Source organism: Algoriphagus aurantiacus, assembly GCF_035156405.1.
Lineage (GTDB): Bacteria > Bacteroidota > Bacteroidia > Cytophagales > Cyclobacteriaceae > Algoriphagus > Algoriphagus aurantiacus.
This window is the reverse complement of sequence record NZ_JAXRUT010000005.1, coordinates 52,633-68,568: the sequence shown is the minus strand read 5'-3', so window position 1 is coordinate 68,568 and position 15,936 is coordinate 52,633. Positions and strand designations below refer to the sequence as shown.

Annotated in this window: 12 protein-coding genes; 5 read left to right on the top strand and 7 right to left on the bottom strand. The window is 40.1% G+C overall.

Features of this window, described 5'->3' with window-relative positions; translation table 11 throughout:
- Positions 1-55 precede the first annotated feature (55 nt).
- Together SYJ56_RS06915 and SYJ56_RS06910 are read left to right on the top strand one after the other, a co-directional pair.
- Positions 56-3,499, top strand: coding sequence for a ThuA domain-containing protein (locus tag SYJ56_RS06915; protein WP_323832916.1), 3,444 nt, complete (start codon positions 56-58; stop codon positions 3,497-3,499).
- 397 nt (positions 3,500-3,896) lie between these two features.
- Positions 3,897-4,400 carry a hypothetical protein gene (locus tag SYJ56_RS06910; RefSeq protein ID WP_323832915.1) on the top strand — a complete coding sequence of 168 codons (504 nt, stop codon included), beginning with the start codon at positions 3,897-3,899 and terminating at the stop codon, positions 4,398-4,400.
- A gap of 124 nt (positions 4,401-4,524) precedes the next feature.
- Here SYJ56_RS06910 and SYJ56_RS06905 read toward each other — a convergent pair whose 3' ends face one another.
- The 4 genes from SYJ56_RS06905 to SYJ56_RS06890 all read right to left on the bottom strand — a co-directional run bounded on the left by SYJ56_RS06905 (position 4,525) and on the right by SYJ56_RS06890 (position 6,692).
- A complete protein-coding gene (locus tag SYJ56_RS06905; protein WP_323832914.1) occupies positions 4,525-4,878 on the bottom strand; it encodes a hypothetical protein in 354 nt (117 codons plus the stop codon).
- A 157-nt stretch (positions 4,879-5,035) separates the two neighbouring features.
- The gene (locus SYJ56_RS06900) at positions 5,036-5,389 is read right to left on the bottom strand and encodes a hypothetical protein (RefSeq protein WP_323832913.1); all 354 of its coding nucleotides are present in this window, start codon (positions 5,387-5,389) and stop codon (positions 5,036-5,038) included.
- 120 nt (positions 5,390-5,509) lie between these two features.
- Entirely contained in the window at positions 5,510-6,259 is a 750-nt protein-coding gene (locus SYJ56_RS06895; RefSeq protein ID WP_323832912.1) for an NIPSNAP family protein, read from the bottom strand.
- A 55-nt stretch (positions 6,260-6,314) separates the two neighbouring features.
- Entirely contained in the window at positions 6,315-6,692 is a 378-nt protein-coding gene (locus tag SYJ56_RS06890; protein ID WP_323832911.1) for a transmembrane 220 family protein, read from the bottom strand.
- Between the two features lie 203 nt (positions 6,693-6,895).
- On the opposite strand from SYJ56_RS06890, the gene SYJ56_RS06885 reads away from it, so the two are divergent.
- On the top strand, positions 6,896-7,456 hold the full coding sequence (locus SYJ56_RS06885; RefSeq protein WP_323832910.1) for a GNAT family N-acetyltransferase: 561 nt from the start codon (positions 6,896-6,898) through the stop codon (positions 7,454-7,456).
- A 467-nt stretch (positions 7,457-7,923) separates the two neighbouring features.
- Here SYJ56_RS06885 and SYJ56_RS06880 read toward each other — a convergent pair whose 3' ends face one another.
- The 3 genes from SYJ56_RS06880 to SYJ56_RS06870 all read right to left on the bottom strand — a co-directional run bounded on the left by SYJ56_RS06880 (position 7,924) and on the right by SYJ56_RS06870 (position 11,927).
- The gene (locus tag SYJ56_RS06880) at positions 7,924-8,943 is read right to left on the bottom strand and encodes an SMP-30/gluconolactonase/LRE family protein (protein WP_323832909.1); all 1,020 of its coding nucleotides are present in this window, start codon (positions 8,941-8,943) and stop codon (positions 7,924-7,926) included.
- 205 nt (positions 8,944-9,148) lie between these two features.
- The gene (locus tag SYJ56_RS06875) at positions 9,149-10,624 is read right to left on the bottom strand and encodes an arylsulfatase (protein ID WP_323832908.1); all 1,476 of its coding nucleotides are present in this window, start codon (positions 10,622-10,624) and stop codon (positions 9,149-9,151) included.
- 28 nt (positions 10,625-10,652) lie between these two features.
- A complete protein-coding gene (locus tag SYJ56_RS06870) occupies positions 10,653-11,927 on the bottom strand; it encodes a sugar isomerase (protein WP_323832907.1) in 1,275 nt (424 codons plus the stop codon).
- A gap of 788 nt (positions 11,928-12,715) precedes the next feature.
- Between SYJ56_RS06870 and SYJ56_RS06865 the strand changes: the two genes are divergently transcribed.
- Together SYJ56_RS06865 and SYJ56_RS06860 are read left to right on the top strand one after the other, a co-directional pair.
- The gene (locus SYJ56_RS06865) at positions 12,716-14,836 is read left to right on the top strand and encodes a bifunctional aldolase/short-chain dehydrogenase (RefSeq protein WP_323832906.1); all 2,121 of its coding nucleotides are present in this window, start codon (positions 12,716-12,718) and stop codon (positions 14,834-14,836) included.
- A 110-nt stretch (positions 14,837-14,946) separates the two neighbouring features.
- Entirely contained in the window at positions 14,947-15,927 is a 981-nt protein-coding gene (locus tag SYJ56_RS06860; RefSeq protein WP_323832905.1) for a GntR family transcriptional regulator, read from the top strand.
- Positions 15,928-15,936 lie beyond the last annotated feature (9 nt).

Sequence of the window (15,936 nt, the reverse complement as noted above, 5' to 3'; positions counted from 1 at the left end):
GTACCCTTAAGCTCAATTGAGTTTAAATACCAATTTTCGTAACAATTGAAAACCTATGAATTTCCCAAAAAACCTAAGAAGCCTACTGCTACTTGGACTAATTGCGAGCGTGGGTTTCTGGAGCTGTAACTCCCGCTCCGGAAAACCAAAAGTGCTTGTATTTAGCAAAACAGCAGGATTTTATCATGAATCCATTCCTCAAGGTATAGCAGCGATCCAAAAACTAGGATCCGAGAATGACTTTGAGGTAGACACTACTACTCAGGCAGAAATGTTCACTGAGGAAAATTTAGCACAATACTCAACTGTAATCTTTTTGAGTACTACTGGTGATGTATTAAATAATTATCAAGAAGCAGAATTCGAAAGATATATCCAATCAGGCGGTGGTTTCATGGGTATCCATGCGGCGGCTGATACAGAATATGAGTGGGGATGGTATGGCCGTTTAGTAGGCGGTTATTTCGCCGATCACCCAGGTATTAATGACCCAAGTCCGAATGTTCAGGAAGGAGAAATCACTGTTGTGGATGCTAATAATCCTTCAACGTCTTTCCTTCCAACGCCTTGGACTCGAACAGATGAGTGGTACAGCTACAAAAAAATGAACCCTGATGTAAATGTACTTTTGAACCTGGAAGAAGATTCCTACCAAGGAGGTCTTGATATGGGCGAACACCCAATAGCTTGGTACCATGACTATGATGGAGGACGAGCTTTCTACACTGGTGGTGGACATACAGATGAGTCATTTTCCGAAGACCTATTCCTAAAGCATGTGCTTGCTGGTATTCAGTATGCTATTGGAGATAATTCGGTATTAGATTATTCTAAAGCTACGAGCAAACGAGTTCCTGAGGAAAACAGGTTTACAAAAACATCTTTGGTTACTGGAGATTTCACTGAGCCAACTGAAATGACCATTCTTCCGAACTTGGATATTCTCGTGGCACAAAGAAGAGGTGAAATCTTGCTTTTTGATAATGAAACAGAAGAGCTGAAAGAAGTAGGTAAACTTGATGTTTACTGGAAAACAGAAGTAAAAGGAGTCAATGCCGAAGAGGGTCTGATGGGTATTCAAAAAGACCCAAATTTCGCCGAAAACGGCTATGTATTTGTTTACTATGCGCCTACTGGTGAAGAAGAAATAAATAGACTTTCCAGATTTACTTTCAAAAACGATACATGGGATATGGCTTCAGAAGTTGTCATTCTTGACGCACATTCTGACCGTGATATTTGCTGCCACACTGGTGGTTCCATCGCTTTTGATAAGGACGGTAATTTATTCCTTTCTTTAGGAGATAACTCTACTCCTTTCAATCAAGCTGATTCTAAATTCATCAATAATGGCTTTGCTCCCCTAGATCAGAGACCAGGTAAGGAGCAGTTTGATGCGAGAAGATCAGCTGGAAATGCTAATGACCTAAGAGGTAAAATCCTTCGAATTAAAGTAAACGAAGATGGGTCTTATGATATTCCGGAGGGAAACCTTTATCATGTAGGAACAGAAGGGACTAGACCGGAGATTTATATACAAGGAAATAGAAACCCGTATAGAATCTCAGTGGATCAAAAAAATGGATTCTTATACTGGGGCGAAGTTGGTCCAGATGCCAATGCTGACAGTTTGGATTCTCGTGGCCCTAGAGGTTATGACGAATTGAATCAAGCGAGAAAAGCAGGTAATTTTGGATGGCCATATTTCGTAGGAAATAATTATCCTTATCGTGAATTTAATTATGAAACTGGTGAGCCGGGAGCTGCTTTTGATCCAAACGGACCAAAAAACAATTCAGTAAATAATACTGGAGCGACAGATTTACCAGCAGTAGCACCAGCATTCATCTGGTATCCTTATGGAGAATCCGAAGAATTCCCGCAATTAGGTTCCGGAGGAAGAAATGCCATGGCGGGTCCAGTTTATTATGCTGATATGTACACCGCAGACACTAAGTTCCCTGATTATTACGACGGGAAAATCTTTATTTATGATTGGATTAGAGGATGGGTAAAAGCCGTTACCCTAAAGGAAAATGGTGATTTTGACAAAATGGAAGCATTTATGCCAAGTACTAAATTCAATGGTTTGATCGACATGGAAATGGGTCCTGATGGTAGAATCTATGTGTTGGAATACGGAAATGGTTGGTTCTCGAAGAACCCCGATTCCGGACTATCAAGAATTGACTTTAATGGTGGAAACAGAGCGCCTACAGTAGCATCATTAAATGCTGATAAAACTTCAGGAGCTAATCCGTTAACTGTCACTTTTACTGCCACATCTTCTGATCCTGAAAATGATCCTTTGACATATACTTGGGATTTGGATAATGGAGAAACCAAGACGACGGATGTCCCTAGCCTTACTCATACTTTTGATGGAATCGGTGAATACGAGGTAAAAGTAAGTGCTAAAGATCCTGAAGGATTGACAGGCACCAGTGCTCTTGAAAGCGTGTACTCAGGTAATCATGCACCAGAAGTATCGATTACCATCGATGGAAATCAATCCTTTTATTTCCCTGAAAAGAAAGTATCCTACAGCGTGACCGTTAATGATGCGGATAACCCTGAAGCTGCAACAGACATTAGTACGCTTTATGTTTCTGCAGATTATATCGAAGGATTCGACCAGGCAGAATCAGATATGGGACACAAAGTCATGACCGAGGCGATGATGGGTAAATCACTCTTCACAACGTTGACCTGTAAGACCTGTCACAAAGAAGCTGAAGCATCTGTGGGACCTTCTTACATTGATGTAGCTAAAAAGTATAATCAAAGAGACGCTGACTATTTAAAGAATAAGATCAAAAATGGAGGCGGAGGTGTATGGGGAGAAACTGTAATGCCAGCGAATCCCGATATGAAAGATTCTGATTTGAATGCCTTAGTAGCTTATATCCTTTCTCTGGATCAAGTAACGACGCCATCTCTACCAGCAACTGGATCTATAGATCCTACTGTAGGAAAGCCAGCAACCCCAACAGGCGTATTGATGTTTAATGCATCTTACACTGATCAAGGTGGTGAAAATATAAAGCCTTTGACTGGTTCTACTACATTATTGCTGAAGAGTAATACCATTGACATGGGCACAACGGGCGATTATGCAAATGGCTATAATAGCATGAGCTATGATGGTAATAACTTGGTGATGGTTCCTAAAAATGAAGCATCTTTTGCAATCAACAATATTGACTTAACCGGAATCGCTTCAGTTACTGCAACTATTGTCACCCTAGGTAACCTTGGAGATGAATATGTCTTTGAACTTAGACTAGACAGTCCGACAGGTGAATTAGTAGGTTCGGAAACCTTCGTTCAAAAACCTTCTACTGGCCCTGAGGGTGCACCTAGCTATGGTCAATTTATAATCCCTGTATCAGGAACAGCAGATGGAAAACTTCATAAGCTTTTCGTCATTACAAAGCCTAAAAATGATGGAGGTAATGGAACATTTATAATTGGTGGGATGACTTTCAACGCAAAGTAAAACCAATCTTATCCCTATTAAAAAGCCATCCTCATAGTTGGGGATGGCTTTTTCTGCTTAAATACAAACATTATTAATGAAGAACTAGATTGCTAATCGCTAAAATTGGAAGGATTCAGCGGCTACTTTCATCTGTTTATAATTGTTTTTTCATTGGTCATAACCTGTCCCGTGACAAAGGAAACGGGATAGCCTGTCCCATCCCGTTATCGGGATCGTTTCGGAACTTGCCTACCGTCAGGCAGGGAAACTCGCATGCATTCATTATAATCATCCCAGTGTGTGACTCTTGAGTCATGCTCGATTTCATCTTAATCAAATCAGAAAACTTAAAATATCCTGTAGCATTCCAGATAGAACTAACGTATCTTCTTTACAACCAAAACACTATCCAATCATGAAAAACTTTCCGCAATTATTTGTACTGGGAATATTAGGTATCTTTTTATTAAGCTCCTGTCAAGAGGACGAAGAGCCAATAGACAACTCTTCTCAAGTCATTGGCCACTGGAGAAATAGCCATGACCTCGATGACAATATCCAAATGATTAGCTATTATTCCTTTTTAGAGAATGGGAATTTCAATAGTTCTTCCGTGTACATAAACTCTGATTCAGATGAACTTCTAGGCTATTCCGGTAGATCAAGTGGCACTTATTCATTGTTGGACGACCAACTGTCAATTCAAACCACAATAGTTTACAGTGTGCCAGAATCTTCAGATACTCCTTATGTACCTACTATTCAACTTGTACAAAGTTCCCAAAATTTTTCGAGTGAAAAAACAGTTGAATTTAATGAAAATCAGGATAAAATGACTTGGATTTACCCTCCTTGCGGACCTCTGGAGAATTGCATCGGTTCTCAGGTATTTGAAAGATTCACACCAATAGAGTTTTAATACAGATTCAACCACTTAATCTTACTAAACCTATTCCAAAAACAATTCCCATTTGCCCTACATCAAAAGACTGGGCAAATGGGAATAATAATGTTTAATGAATTGTCTGGCAAAAAAAAACTCATCAGAGGTTACACTGAGAGTTTTCTGGCTGCCAGATTACTTTGCTATCCTCAAGATCATCATAGCTGATTTCTTCATTTATTCCATTCCCGCCACAATCATAAAATATCAATAACGTACTGCATTGGGCACAACAATTACCCTGATAAAAAACTCTCTTTCCTTTATACTTTGCCTGCATGATATAAAATAAATCGCCCATTCCCCCTTCACTCAAAGATTCTTTCATTTCTAAAAGCCACGGTAAATCATTTATTGGATCGCTAACCCCACAGGCTGTGGCCGGATCTTCCTTTTCATCACATGCAAAGCTGAACAGTAGACAGAATAAAAGGGGGTAAAGTGACTTTTTCATAAAATTTTCCGATTAGTAAAACCCATTAGCAATTACTATACGGCAAAGAGTCGTTCTTTGCTACAGGAAAGACTGACTACACACGGGATTTGGTCTTTTAGTTTTCTCCTCCTGTATGTTCAAAAATTCATAGTCTGACACAGAGTGGAAAACTTCATCAGAAATTACACTGCGAGTTTTCATGCTGCCAGATTACTTTGGTATCCTCAAGATCGTCAAAGCTGATTTCATCATTTATTCTATTCCCGTCGCAATTGCGCAAAACTAAAGCCCAACTGCAGTTAGGACAACAACTTCCCCAGTAAAAAACCCTCTTGCCTTTATATTTGGCTTGTGCTATATAAGAGAATTCCGCCAATCCGCCAGTAGCTGATTCTTCTGCCAATTGCTTTAGCCAGGCTATATTCTCTATAGGATCACTGACGCCACAAGCTGTGGCAGGATCATCACTTTCCTGACACGCAAAGCTGAATAAGAGGCAGAATAAGAGAGGGAAAAGTGACTTTTTCATAGCGTAGGCTGGTTATGATAAAACAGTTTTAATGACAATACGGTCACTTACACTTATCCGCTACAGCAGAGCTGAGCAACATTCAGATTTTCTCGAGACAACAAACTGATTTTATGCAGATTATTTTAGAGGCGAAAAAGGCAGCGTCTTAAAGAATACGGCATCCACCTTTTCTACAATCTTACCATCTGCCTCAGAAGCATCCCGTGCTTTTACCCAAGCAGGATCTTTGATGAAGTTCTGAAAATTTCTTTCGAAAGATGCCTGATCCTTATCGGCCAAAAGGTAAACCAACTTTGACTGACTTCCATCCTTCTCAACTGTAACCCAATACGGATAATTTTTCAATCCCTGCTTTTCGAAAAGATCCTGTGTATGATCTTTAAATCGAGCGATTAGATTATCCAATCTGCCATCAAAACAAGTATAGGTTCTTAATTGAAAAATCCCACTCGCCTGTGGTTTAGGAGTATCATTTAACCCAGGGGCCAATTTCATAAAGGTCTGATCTACGCTCTTCACAAGCCCTCCATTTACTTCTGATTCCTTCTTAGCTTTCTGCCAATCAGGATCACTGCCAAATTTCTCCCACATGCGGTCTCTGGATTTTTCATCAGGGTATCCCAGAATATAAGTCATGGAGTTGTCTGTGTTTTCAGCTGGGACGAAATAAGCGATGTTTTCCATACCGCTTTTCTCAAAAAGAGACAGGGTATGATTCTCAAAGCGTTTGATCAAATCGGGAAGTTTCCCTTCATTAGCATAGTATTTTCGTATTTCAAAATAGGTAGAATTGCTTCCACTTAGTTGTTGTGAAAATCCGGCAAAGGCAAAAAACAGGGCTAGCATACTTAATAGTAACTTTTTCATGGTTATTTGGTTTGATGAGTAACAGAGAGAAACACACAGTCCTTAAATTATTTTTTTAACTACGGCTAGCCTTCTTGCTCCAGGCTTTCCAAAGCGCAGGACTAAGTACCAGTGCCACGATCAAAAGTCCAAAAGTCTCCCGTGCTTCTTCCATCTGTGGAGTTTTCATAGTGAGATCGTGCTGCTCTATCTCCTGAGCGATCCAATCTCCTATTCCTCCAGGATAAAAGTAAATAGCCCCTACAAGACAAACCACCACCACCACCGTAAGTGGTATCTTCGGGAAAATCCCGCGGGTTCCCATCAGACAAAACAACATAGCTACTCCGTAAATACTTACCCAAACTTCCGGGTCTGGATCATTGAACTGCCAATAGGCAAAGAGTGCAAAGATGAAAATCCACAATCCAAAATAGATTTTGTTAAACTTCATGATATTTTTGGGTTTGATCAAAACTACAGTAAAACAGCATATTTTATAATAATGTATTGAATAACATTTTCGAAAATGCTTGTTATAATTTTAGAATCCAGTTCTACATCTCAGGCATCTAATTACCCGAGGGTACCTTAGCCTACCATCCATGTTAGACCAGAGCTGATCAAAGACCATAGATTTTCACCCCATTCTCACCTATGCTCACGCTAATTCAAAGTAAAACTAAAGAAGATCTCCAAGGTATTGCTGACCTTCAAAGAGCCAATCTAAGCACCCTGATCAATCCAGATGAAAAGGAATCCCAAGGCTTTGTATTTGTGCAACATTCACTGGAAGATTTGAAAAAACTGAATGATATGGAATCCCATGTCATAGCACTGGATGGAGATATAGTGGCAGCTTACATTCTGGCGATGACCAAGGCTTCCAGAGCTGATATTCTTCAGTTGGTTCCTATGTTTGGTCAGTTTGATCTCATATCCTATTCAGGCAAAAAAATAAGTGAATACAACTACATTGTAGTTGGTCAAGTCTGCATAGGAAAGGCCTATCGTGGCATGGGGCTTTTTGATCAATGCTATGCAAAATACAAACAGGTATTTGAACATAAATATGACTTTACCATCACTGAAATCTCCACCTCCAACCTCAGATCCATGAGGGCTCATCAACGTATAGGTTTTGAGGTGATCCATACTTTTCATGATGGAGTTGAAGAATGGAATATCGTGATATGGGATTGGCGAAAAAAGGGGTAAAACAAAAAGGGAAACACTCTTTCGAACGTTTCCCTTTCTCTTACAGATAATCTTGATCATCTAAAAGAGCCAAGCTACTGTTAAAAGACTATTCCTCCAGTTACCCGGATTCATAATAATGATTTTCAAACTCCGCCTTCTCTACCTTGCGGCTTTGAAGATTTCAATCAACACTTTTGTGGTTGCCCATTTCAGACAAACTCCCGAAGGACTTTGACCATTCATGTTTCAATTACGAGCTGTCAATCTTTATCCGAGATCGTACTCTCGGTCTTTTTATCTCTTACTTGGTTTAATAAATATCTTCCTAATTTCACCCAATGCCAACATTCCAGTCACTTAGTTTCCCACTATCTTTCCACCAAATTATATTCTAAATCAACAGACTTATTCACCATAAATAGAGGGTTATCAACTTTTTAATCACATTTTAAAAGATAAACCCCAAAATTCAATATCATATCAGTTTAGTTCACTTTGATTCTCATCAAATACGCGTCTGCGGTCATGTACAAATAATCCTCATTGGCATCAAAAGCACAATTCGCAGTGCCTTGACCCGTCCCTATTGTACCGAGATGTTTTCCCTCAGGACTGATCACCCACACTCCTCCTGGTCCTGTTACGAATAGTGTTCCCGAACTATGAACGGTCAAGCCATCCGGCAAACCCGGATGCTTATCACCCACACTGGAAGTAGCGTCCAATAAGACCTTACCATTCAGGATATCTCCTTTTTCATCCAAATCAAACGCATAATACCTTGCTTTCTGAGCGTCTGATTGTGCAATGTAAAGTGTATTCTGATCCGGACTCAACCCTATCCCGTTCGGTCGATTAAGTGTATCCAGAAGCAGGTGCAAACTTCCATCAGCATCCAATCTATATACACCTTGAAAATCCAGTTCCTTGGGATTCCAATCATCCAAACCATAAGGTGGATCAGTAAAGAATATCTGTCCAGATTTATTTATGACCAAATCATTTGGGCTATTGAATTTTTTACCTTCAAAATCAGATACCAAAGCTGTGAAATCGGCTTTTGGGGCAGAAAGCGAAGCATTCATCTTTGCAATTTGTCTTTCACCATGCTGGCAAAGAATTAAATCACCATTTGCATTCAATGCCAAGCCATTTGCTCCTGGTTCTTTCTTGTTCGTCTCAGTTCCCAAATATCCAGACGGCTCCAAAAATAAACTTAGGCTATCTTCTTCTGTCCACTTCCATATTTTATTGGTGGGCACATCCGTGAAGATCAGGGCATTTTGATCAGCTAGCCATAATGGTCCTTCGGCCCACTCAAAACCAGAAGCTAAAACTTCGATTTTAGCATCTTCAGGAATAAACGTGCTTAGCTCTGGATCTAATCGTTCTACCGAACCAACAGTCTTAAAAGGGGATTTTGCAATCACCGAATCAGAAGAATTCTTTGGGCTGGTACAGGATATAACAGTAGCTAGAATGAATAAAACACTCGAATTTCTCATGACTAAATATTTCATTTTTCTTCTTTAAAGTTAAACAGAACTCATAAAAACTTAACGCTATAAAACAATAACAGGACAGAGAAGGATACTCAAAATCTATTTCCTATTTAAATTCATTTATTCAAAGGTTTTACAGTAAATAGATTGGGTACGAAAAGGCGGGGTTTATTCTCCGCCTTTTTTCATTTGTATCATTGAGTTTTTCCTATTTACGCTCTGATGGTAACAAACCAAAAATAGGATTTGGCTTGTGCGAATCATTCATCAAAGTTTCCAATTCTTTAACTTTATCTGGGTTTTGCGCAGCAATATCATTCTCCTCCCCCAGATCAGTGCTTAGATCATAAAGCTCAATTGTAGGTTCAGCGCTACCAAATACTTGCAGCTTGACCGCTTTCCATTTCCCCTGTCTCACAGCTTGCTTTCCGCCTTGTTCATGAAACTCCCAATACAAAAACTCATGCTGCTTTTGGTCACTTTGCTCCAACAAAGCTGGCAAAAATGAAATCCCATCAATACTCGCTGGGATTTTCGCACCTGCCACCTCAGCAAAAGTTGGTAATAAATCCCAGAATGCTGAAATGTGATCACTTTGCGAACCTGCTTTGACTTTACCTGGCCACCAAGCTATCATCGGAGTGCGTACACCACCTTCGTATAAGTCTCGCTTATGTCCTCGAAATGGACCGTTACTATCAAAGAATTCAGGATCAGCCCCACCTTCCAGATGAGCACCATTGTCAGAGGCAAATATTATTAACGTATTTTCTGCCAACCCCAATTCTTCCACTTTGGCTAGCACCTCTCCTACATACGCATCAATACGCTCCACCATCGCTGCAAAAGTGGCATGAGGATAAGGCTGAGATTGGTAAGCTGAGATATTTATATCACTACCGTATTCAGATCCTTCTCTAACCGGATAAGGATTTTCCTCACCGAATTTTGCTCTGTATTTTTGAAAAACCTCATCGTTAGGTGCAGCTAGTTCTGCATGAGGCATTACTATGGGCATAAATAGAAAAAAAGGATCATCCTTGTTTTTTTCAATAAATGAGATCGTCTTTTCCTGGATCAAATCCGGGGCAAAGCTCGTTTTTTCAATCCATCCATTTCCTTTCAACGTATCTTTTTCACTATTGTCCCAGAGGTATGCCGGATAATACCGATGCGCATAGCTCTGGCAGTTGTAGCCATAAAATTGCTCAAAACCTTGCTGATTAGGATCTCCCGTAGTACCAATGAAACCTAGCCCCCACTTCCCAAAAGCACCCGTTTTATAACCAGCACTTTGCATCACTTTAGCTACTGAAGCAGTGGAATCAGGCAATGGATATTGTCCTTCCGGCTCTACTCCCAGGTTGCCCCGAATAGGAGTATGCCCTGTATGCAAGCCTGTCAAAAAGGCTGATCGTGAAGGTGCGCACACGGTGGCACCAGAATAATGATTGGTAAAAAACATTCCCTCCTTCGCAAGTCGGTCTATGTTTGGGGTCTCTATGTATTGCTGGCCTAGAAATCCCAGGTCTCCATACCCAAGGTCATCTGCAAGAATAAAAATGATATTTGTCTTTTTTCCTTCTTCAAAGATCTTTTCCTCTCCTTTAGTTTTACAACCTGTAACTACCATTGAAAAGGAAAGAAAAAATAAGGCAATTGGTAACGTATAGAGTTTTATCATACCCCAAGATAACAAGAAATGTATCTGGCTAAAATAGTGAGGTGTATGATTTTGCACCTCGCTCCTGAACTAATTTATTACGAATCATCAAAACTCTATAAGTCTCAAGTGGCTCTGAAGGACCACCAGCTCGAACTCTTGCCTCGCACACCAAAGGTCTGACATCAGTCAAAAAGGCCATTTGCAGAATTTCCTGAGCCTGGGACCCCTCTCCATTCTGTTGACATTCATGAAGCTTCTTCCTGTCAACCAGCAGCGCCTTAGCGTAAGCAATAGTAATCGCTTCCAATGCCTGGATTAAATCGACCAATGGGTCTTGAGTATTGTAGCTCGCATCGATCATCCAAGAAATACTATTCCAATCCTGAGCACCGTCTTGATCTCCACCTATCAGTTCACAGAAAATCAAAAACAACTGATATGGCTTGATACTACTTGGATTCAGGTCGTCGTCCCCATATTTACTATCGTTAAAATGAAATCCAGCAAGAAGATTTTGGTACATCAGCGTGGCAACGATCTGTTCAATATTAGTTTTTGGCAAATGATGGCCAAGATCCACTAGCACTTTGGCTCGCGAGCCCAATCGCTTGGCAAGCATAGTGGAAGTCCCCCAATCAGGAACTACTGTATGGTAGCAATTCGGCTCGTAGGGCTTATACTCTAACATCAAGTCCCAGTCCGAAGGCATGAATTCGTAGATTTCACGGAGCGACTCCTCCGTCCAAGCAAGTGTACTTCTAAAATTTGACTGCCCGGGAAAATTACTTCCATCCGCCATCCAAACTGTAAGCCCCTTGCTTCCGAGTTTTTTACCTATGTTTATCACATCCTCATTATGAGCGATGGCTTCTTCTCTGATTGCTTTATCCGGATTGCCTAATGATCCCAATTTGGCGTATTCCTTCTGATTCTGATCCTGAGAACTAGTGCTGTTCATCGTATCAAATTTCAGATGTAGCTCAGTCGCCAAGTCTTTCACCTCCTTGTAATCTTCTGGCATATCCCAAGGAATATAGACAGATACAGAGTTTGTCTTACATGTTAATTGCTTAAGCAATCCAATATCTTCTAGCTTTTCGTTAAGATTTCTAGGCTCTCCGCCTGTTCTCGACTTCTTATTCTTTGATCTACCATTACCTAATGCTGCACTTGGAATAGCAATCTGAAATTCCTGAATCTTACAGATAACATCCTCAAAATTTATACTTTGCTTGGAAAATCTCTCCCGTAAAAGATCTAGCGAACGGGAATGAAAGTCATTGGAAGAAAATGATGCTATTTGGTCTTCTGTAATTCTCATAGAAAAGTTTATATAGTTACGTTTTTACTCGGTTTGTTGAAAAGAAGGGCAGTTAACAGTGCGTAAGTACACAATGTCCACAATAAATGTAAGTAAGAAATCATGTGTCTCTAATACAAATCTTACCAGTATACTAGAGAATGAGAGTGAAATAATCGCACCGTAACTTCATTTTGACAACACTTTATAATAATAAAAAGCGCTTAAACATCCAAATCCATAGCTTTTCCAATTTTTTATAAAAATAGCCAAGAGGAATATCATTCAAAATACTCCAATTGTAAATCAAAAATTCACCAATGTCAAGCACTTTTAATGACTGCAATTCTATAGCCGAAGCGCACGTCGCTCAAATTACCAACCAAAAAATAAAAGCCGTTTGATCGATATTAAAGATGAGTACTTATCTGAAGATGATATACAAAGAAATAAAGTGAATTTGATAAAATTCCATAGTCTGGACACTTCTCTTTGAACTTTATGGATTGTAACTTTTACTTTTTAGATTACAGTCGCAAAATAAGTTTTCAACAACCCTCAAAAATTTACCCCTTATGCTACTGGAAGTAAAGTATACAACACCACTATTTTCAACAACCCCTTCGGAATTAAATTTGGAATAAACGACGATTTACAACTAATTATCTGTATTTAAATACTTTAGCCAAATATAACAATCGAAATCAATCTAATAAATCAATAGAAATCTTTGGGTATTCAAGACAGCACAGGATACCTGAGGCAATCTTTTCACCCATATTCACTATCAGAACAATCTGCGAAACGCAATGAGCATAACAACACAAAACTTTAAGCATGTAAGTTTCCTTTGGGATGATGCCGTAGCATCCAAACTTGAGGGCAAAGAAGTTGACCTTCTTATCTACCGATCAAATATACTGGGAGCTGACCTGAGAATCACCAATTACGGTGGCGGGAACACCAGCTGCAAAACCTATGAAGCAGATCCACTTACCAAAGAAAAAGTAGAAGTAATGTGGGTCAAAGGTTCAGGTGGAGATATCGGAACCTTGACAAAAGCTGGCTTGGCTGGACTTTATGTAGACAAACTCCGCGCTTTGAAAGGCATTTACAGAGGTCTGGAGTTTGAAGATGAGATGGTCGAACTTTTCAATCATTGTATTTACGACCTGAAGTCTAAAGCACCTTCGATTGATACTCCTTTACACGCATTTTTACCCTTCAAACATATCGATCACCTACACCCAGATGCTGCGATTGCTATTGCTGCAGCAAAGGACGGAGAGCAGATCACCCAGGATCTTTGGAATGGTCAGATAGCTTGGGTGCCTTGGCAAAAACCAGGTTTTGACCTTGGCCTTCAACTGAAGCAAGCCCTTGATGAAAATCCAGGAATCCGAGGCATTATGCTTGGTGGACACGGGCTTTTCACTTGGGGAGATACGGCTTTCGAATGCTATATCAATAGCTTGGAAGTGATAGAAACTGCTTCTGAATACTTGGCTCAGAATTATGGAAAAAACCGCCCGGTGTTTGGAGGTGAGAAAGTAAAATCTCTAGCTCCTGAGCAGAGAAAAAGTCAAGCAGCTAAACTTGCCCCTCTATTAAGAGGCCTAGCTTCTTCAGAGAATCTAATGGTCGGCACGTTCACTGATGCACCAGAAGTACTTCAATTTATCAACAGCAATGACTTAAGTAAATTGGCGCCCATGGGTACCAGTTGCCCAGATCACTTCTTGAGAACTAAGATTTCTCCTTTGGTTTTGGATATTTCTGCTGATGCAGACCTTTCCGATCTTACAGATTTGAAAGAACAAATCAGTGTAGCATTTCAGGCTTACCGCGAGATGTATGCAGATTATTACGAAAACCACAAGCATTCGAATAGTCCAGCGATGCGCGATCCAAATCCAGTGATTATTATCTGGCCAGGAGTTGGGATGTTTAGCTATGCGAAAAACAAGCAAACTAGCCGTGTGGCAAGCGAATTCTATATCAACGCTATTAATGTGATGCGTGGTGCAGAGGCAGTTTCTGAATACGTCTCATTACCTCTACAGGAGGCTTTCAATATTGAGTACTGGCTACTGGAAGAAGCAAAACTTCAAAGAATGCCTAAAGAACAACCACTTTCGAGAAAGATAGCTTTGGTGACTGGAAGTGCAGGCGGAATCGGTTTGGCTATTGTAGAAAAATATATCCAAGAAGGCGCCTGCGTAGTTGTCACTGATATAGACGGCGATAGACTGAAACAGACTAATGATGCGCTATTGAAAAAATACGGTAAAGATGCATTCTTGGCTGTGAAACTGGATGTGACTAATGGAAAAAGTCTAGAGGCTGCTATTGAAGCTACATGCCTACAATTTGGCGGAGTGGATATCGTGGTAAACAACGCCGGAATTTCTATCAGTAAACCTTTCGAAGATCACACCGACCAGGATTGGGACAGATTAAATAATATCTTAGTGATGGGCCAGTATTATATTTCCAAAGCCGGAGTCAAAATCATGAAGCTTCAAGGCCAAGGTGGAGATATTGTAAATATTGCAAGTAAAAATGGCTTGGTGGCTGGACCAAAAAATGTTGCATACGGCACTGCCAAGGCTGCACAACTTCACATGTCAAGATTAATGGCGGCTGAATTGGCGGAAGATAAAATCAAAGTCAATGTAGTGAATCCTGATGCTGTGATCGAAAACTCAAACATCTGGGAAGGTGGATGGGGCGAAAATCGCGCTAAAGCATACGGAATTGAAGTAAAAGACTTGCCTCAGTTCTATGCTAATCGTACCTTATTGAAAGAAAGTGTGAAAACCAGTGACATCGCAAACGCAGCCTTCATTTTCGTAAGTGGCCAGCTGGACAAAACAACAGGAAACATGCTAAATGTAGATGGCGGATTAGCTGCTGCATTCCCAAGATAGAAAACGAATTAATAAACCTCGAATACCCTTAGTACCTACCAGTAACCCAAAATGCTATGTTAGTTGACAAATCGGAAAGGATCCATACGGATTCACGGACCCCTAAATATATGCAGGTAGTCAATCTCATTCTTGATGATTTAGAAAGCGGCAAGCTCAAAATCGGAGATAGAATTCCTTCGATCAATGAGACGAGTTTTGATTTTCTACTCTCGAGAGATACCGTTGAGAAAGCTTATAATGAACTTAGAGATCGTGGTATTATCACTTCTGTGAGAGGCAAAGGTTTCTACGTGAATTCTAACAATTTGGCTAACAAAGTAAAGGTTCTATTGATATTCAATAAGTTGAGCTCTTATAAGAAGATCATCTATTATTCTATAGTAGAGACTTTAGGAAATCAAGCGACAGTGGATTTGCAAATTCACCATTACAACCGCACGATTTTCGAAAACCTTTTGGAGCGAAACCTAGGCAACTATAATTACTATGTCTTAGCACCACATTTCTTTGATGAGAATAACCATCCAGAAACATGCTATGACCTGATTCAGCGAATTCCTAAAGATAAACTCCTGATAATGGATCGTGGCGTGAAAAATCATGAAAACGAGTTCCCAGGAGTTTATCAGGATTTTGCCAGAGATATCCTTGAAGCATTGGAGTCGGGTATTACTCACTTAAGGAAATACTCAAGATTGATTTTGGTTTTCCCAAAAGGAGACATGTATCCTGTTGAGATTATTGATGGTTTTAAGCGCTTTTGCTTTTTCCACAATTTCAACAACCTGATCCTTGATGGCATCGATGATGAGCAACTGTATGAAGGAGATTCATTCATAGTATTGGCAGAAACTGATCTTGCCAACATCGTGAAAAAATCCCGCGAGCAGCAGCTTCAACTAGGGAAAGAAATAGGGCTCATTTCTTATAATGAAACTCCTCTGAAGGAGATATTAGCAGACGGAATTACTACCATCTCTACTAACTTCGTTGAAATGGGCACAACGATCGCAAATCAAATCTTGGGAGAAGAGGACAAAATCCCACTGAAAAGTCCATTTAAAATGATCATCCGAAAATCGCTTTGATAGCGAACC

Bases quoted from the DNA above. Each gene is read 5' to 3' on its own strand.
- SYJ56_RS06865 (WP_323832906.1), top strand. From the start codon at position 12,716: ATGAGCATAACAACACAAAACTTTAAGCATGTAAGTTTCCTTTGGGAT.
- SYJ56_RS06910 (WP_323832915.1), top strand. From the start codon at position 3,897: ATGAAAAACTTTCCGCAATTATTTGTACTGGGAATATTAGGTATCTTT.
- SYJ56_RS06880 (WP_323832909.1), bottom strand. From the start codon at position 8,943: ATGAGAAATTCGAGTGTTTTATTCATTCTAGCTACTGTTATATCCTGT.
- SYJ56_RS06890 (WP_323832911.1), bottom strand. From the start codon at position 6,692: ATGAAGTTTAACAAAATCTATTTTGGATTGTGGATTTTCATCTTTGCA.
- SYJ56_RS06860 (WP_323832905.1), top strand. From the start codon at position 14,947: ATGCAGGTAGTCAATCTCATTCTTGATGATTTAGAAAGCGGCAAGCTC.
- SYJ56_RS06905 (WP_323832914.1), bottom strand. From the start codon at position 4,878: ATGAAAAAGTCACTTTACCCCCTTTTATTCTGTCTACTGTTCAGCTTT.
- SYJ56_RS06885 (WP_323832910.1), top strand. From the start codon at position 6,896: ATGCTCACGCTAATTCAAAGTAAAACTAAAGAAGATCTCCAAGGTATT.
- SYJ56_RS06895 (WP_323832912.1), bottom strand. From the start codon at position 6,259: ATGAAAAAGTTACTATTAAGTATGCTAGCCCTGTTTTTTGCCTTTGCC.
- SYJ56_RS06900 (WP_323832913.1), bottom strand. From the start codon at position 5,389: ATGAAAAAGTCACTTTTCCCTCTCTTATTCTGCCTCTTATTCAGCTTT.
- SYJ56_RS06915 (WP_323832916.1), top strand. From the start codon at position 56: ATGAATTTCCCAAAAAACCTAAGAAGCCTACTGCTACTTGGACTAATT.
- SYJ56_RS06875 (WP_323832908.1), bottom strand. From the start codon at position 10,624: ATGATAAAACTCTATACGTTACCAATTGCCTTATTTTTTCTTTCCTTT.
- SYJ56_RS06870 (WP_323832907.1), bottom strand. From the start codon at position 11,927: ATGAGAATTACAGAAGACCAAATAGCATCATTTTCTTCCAATGACTTT.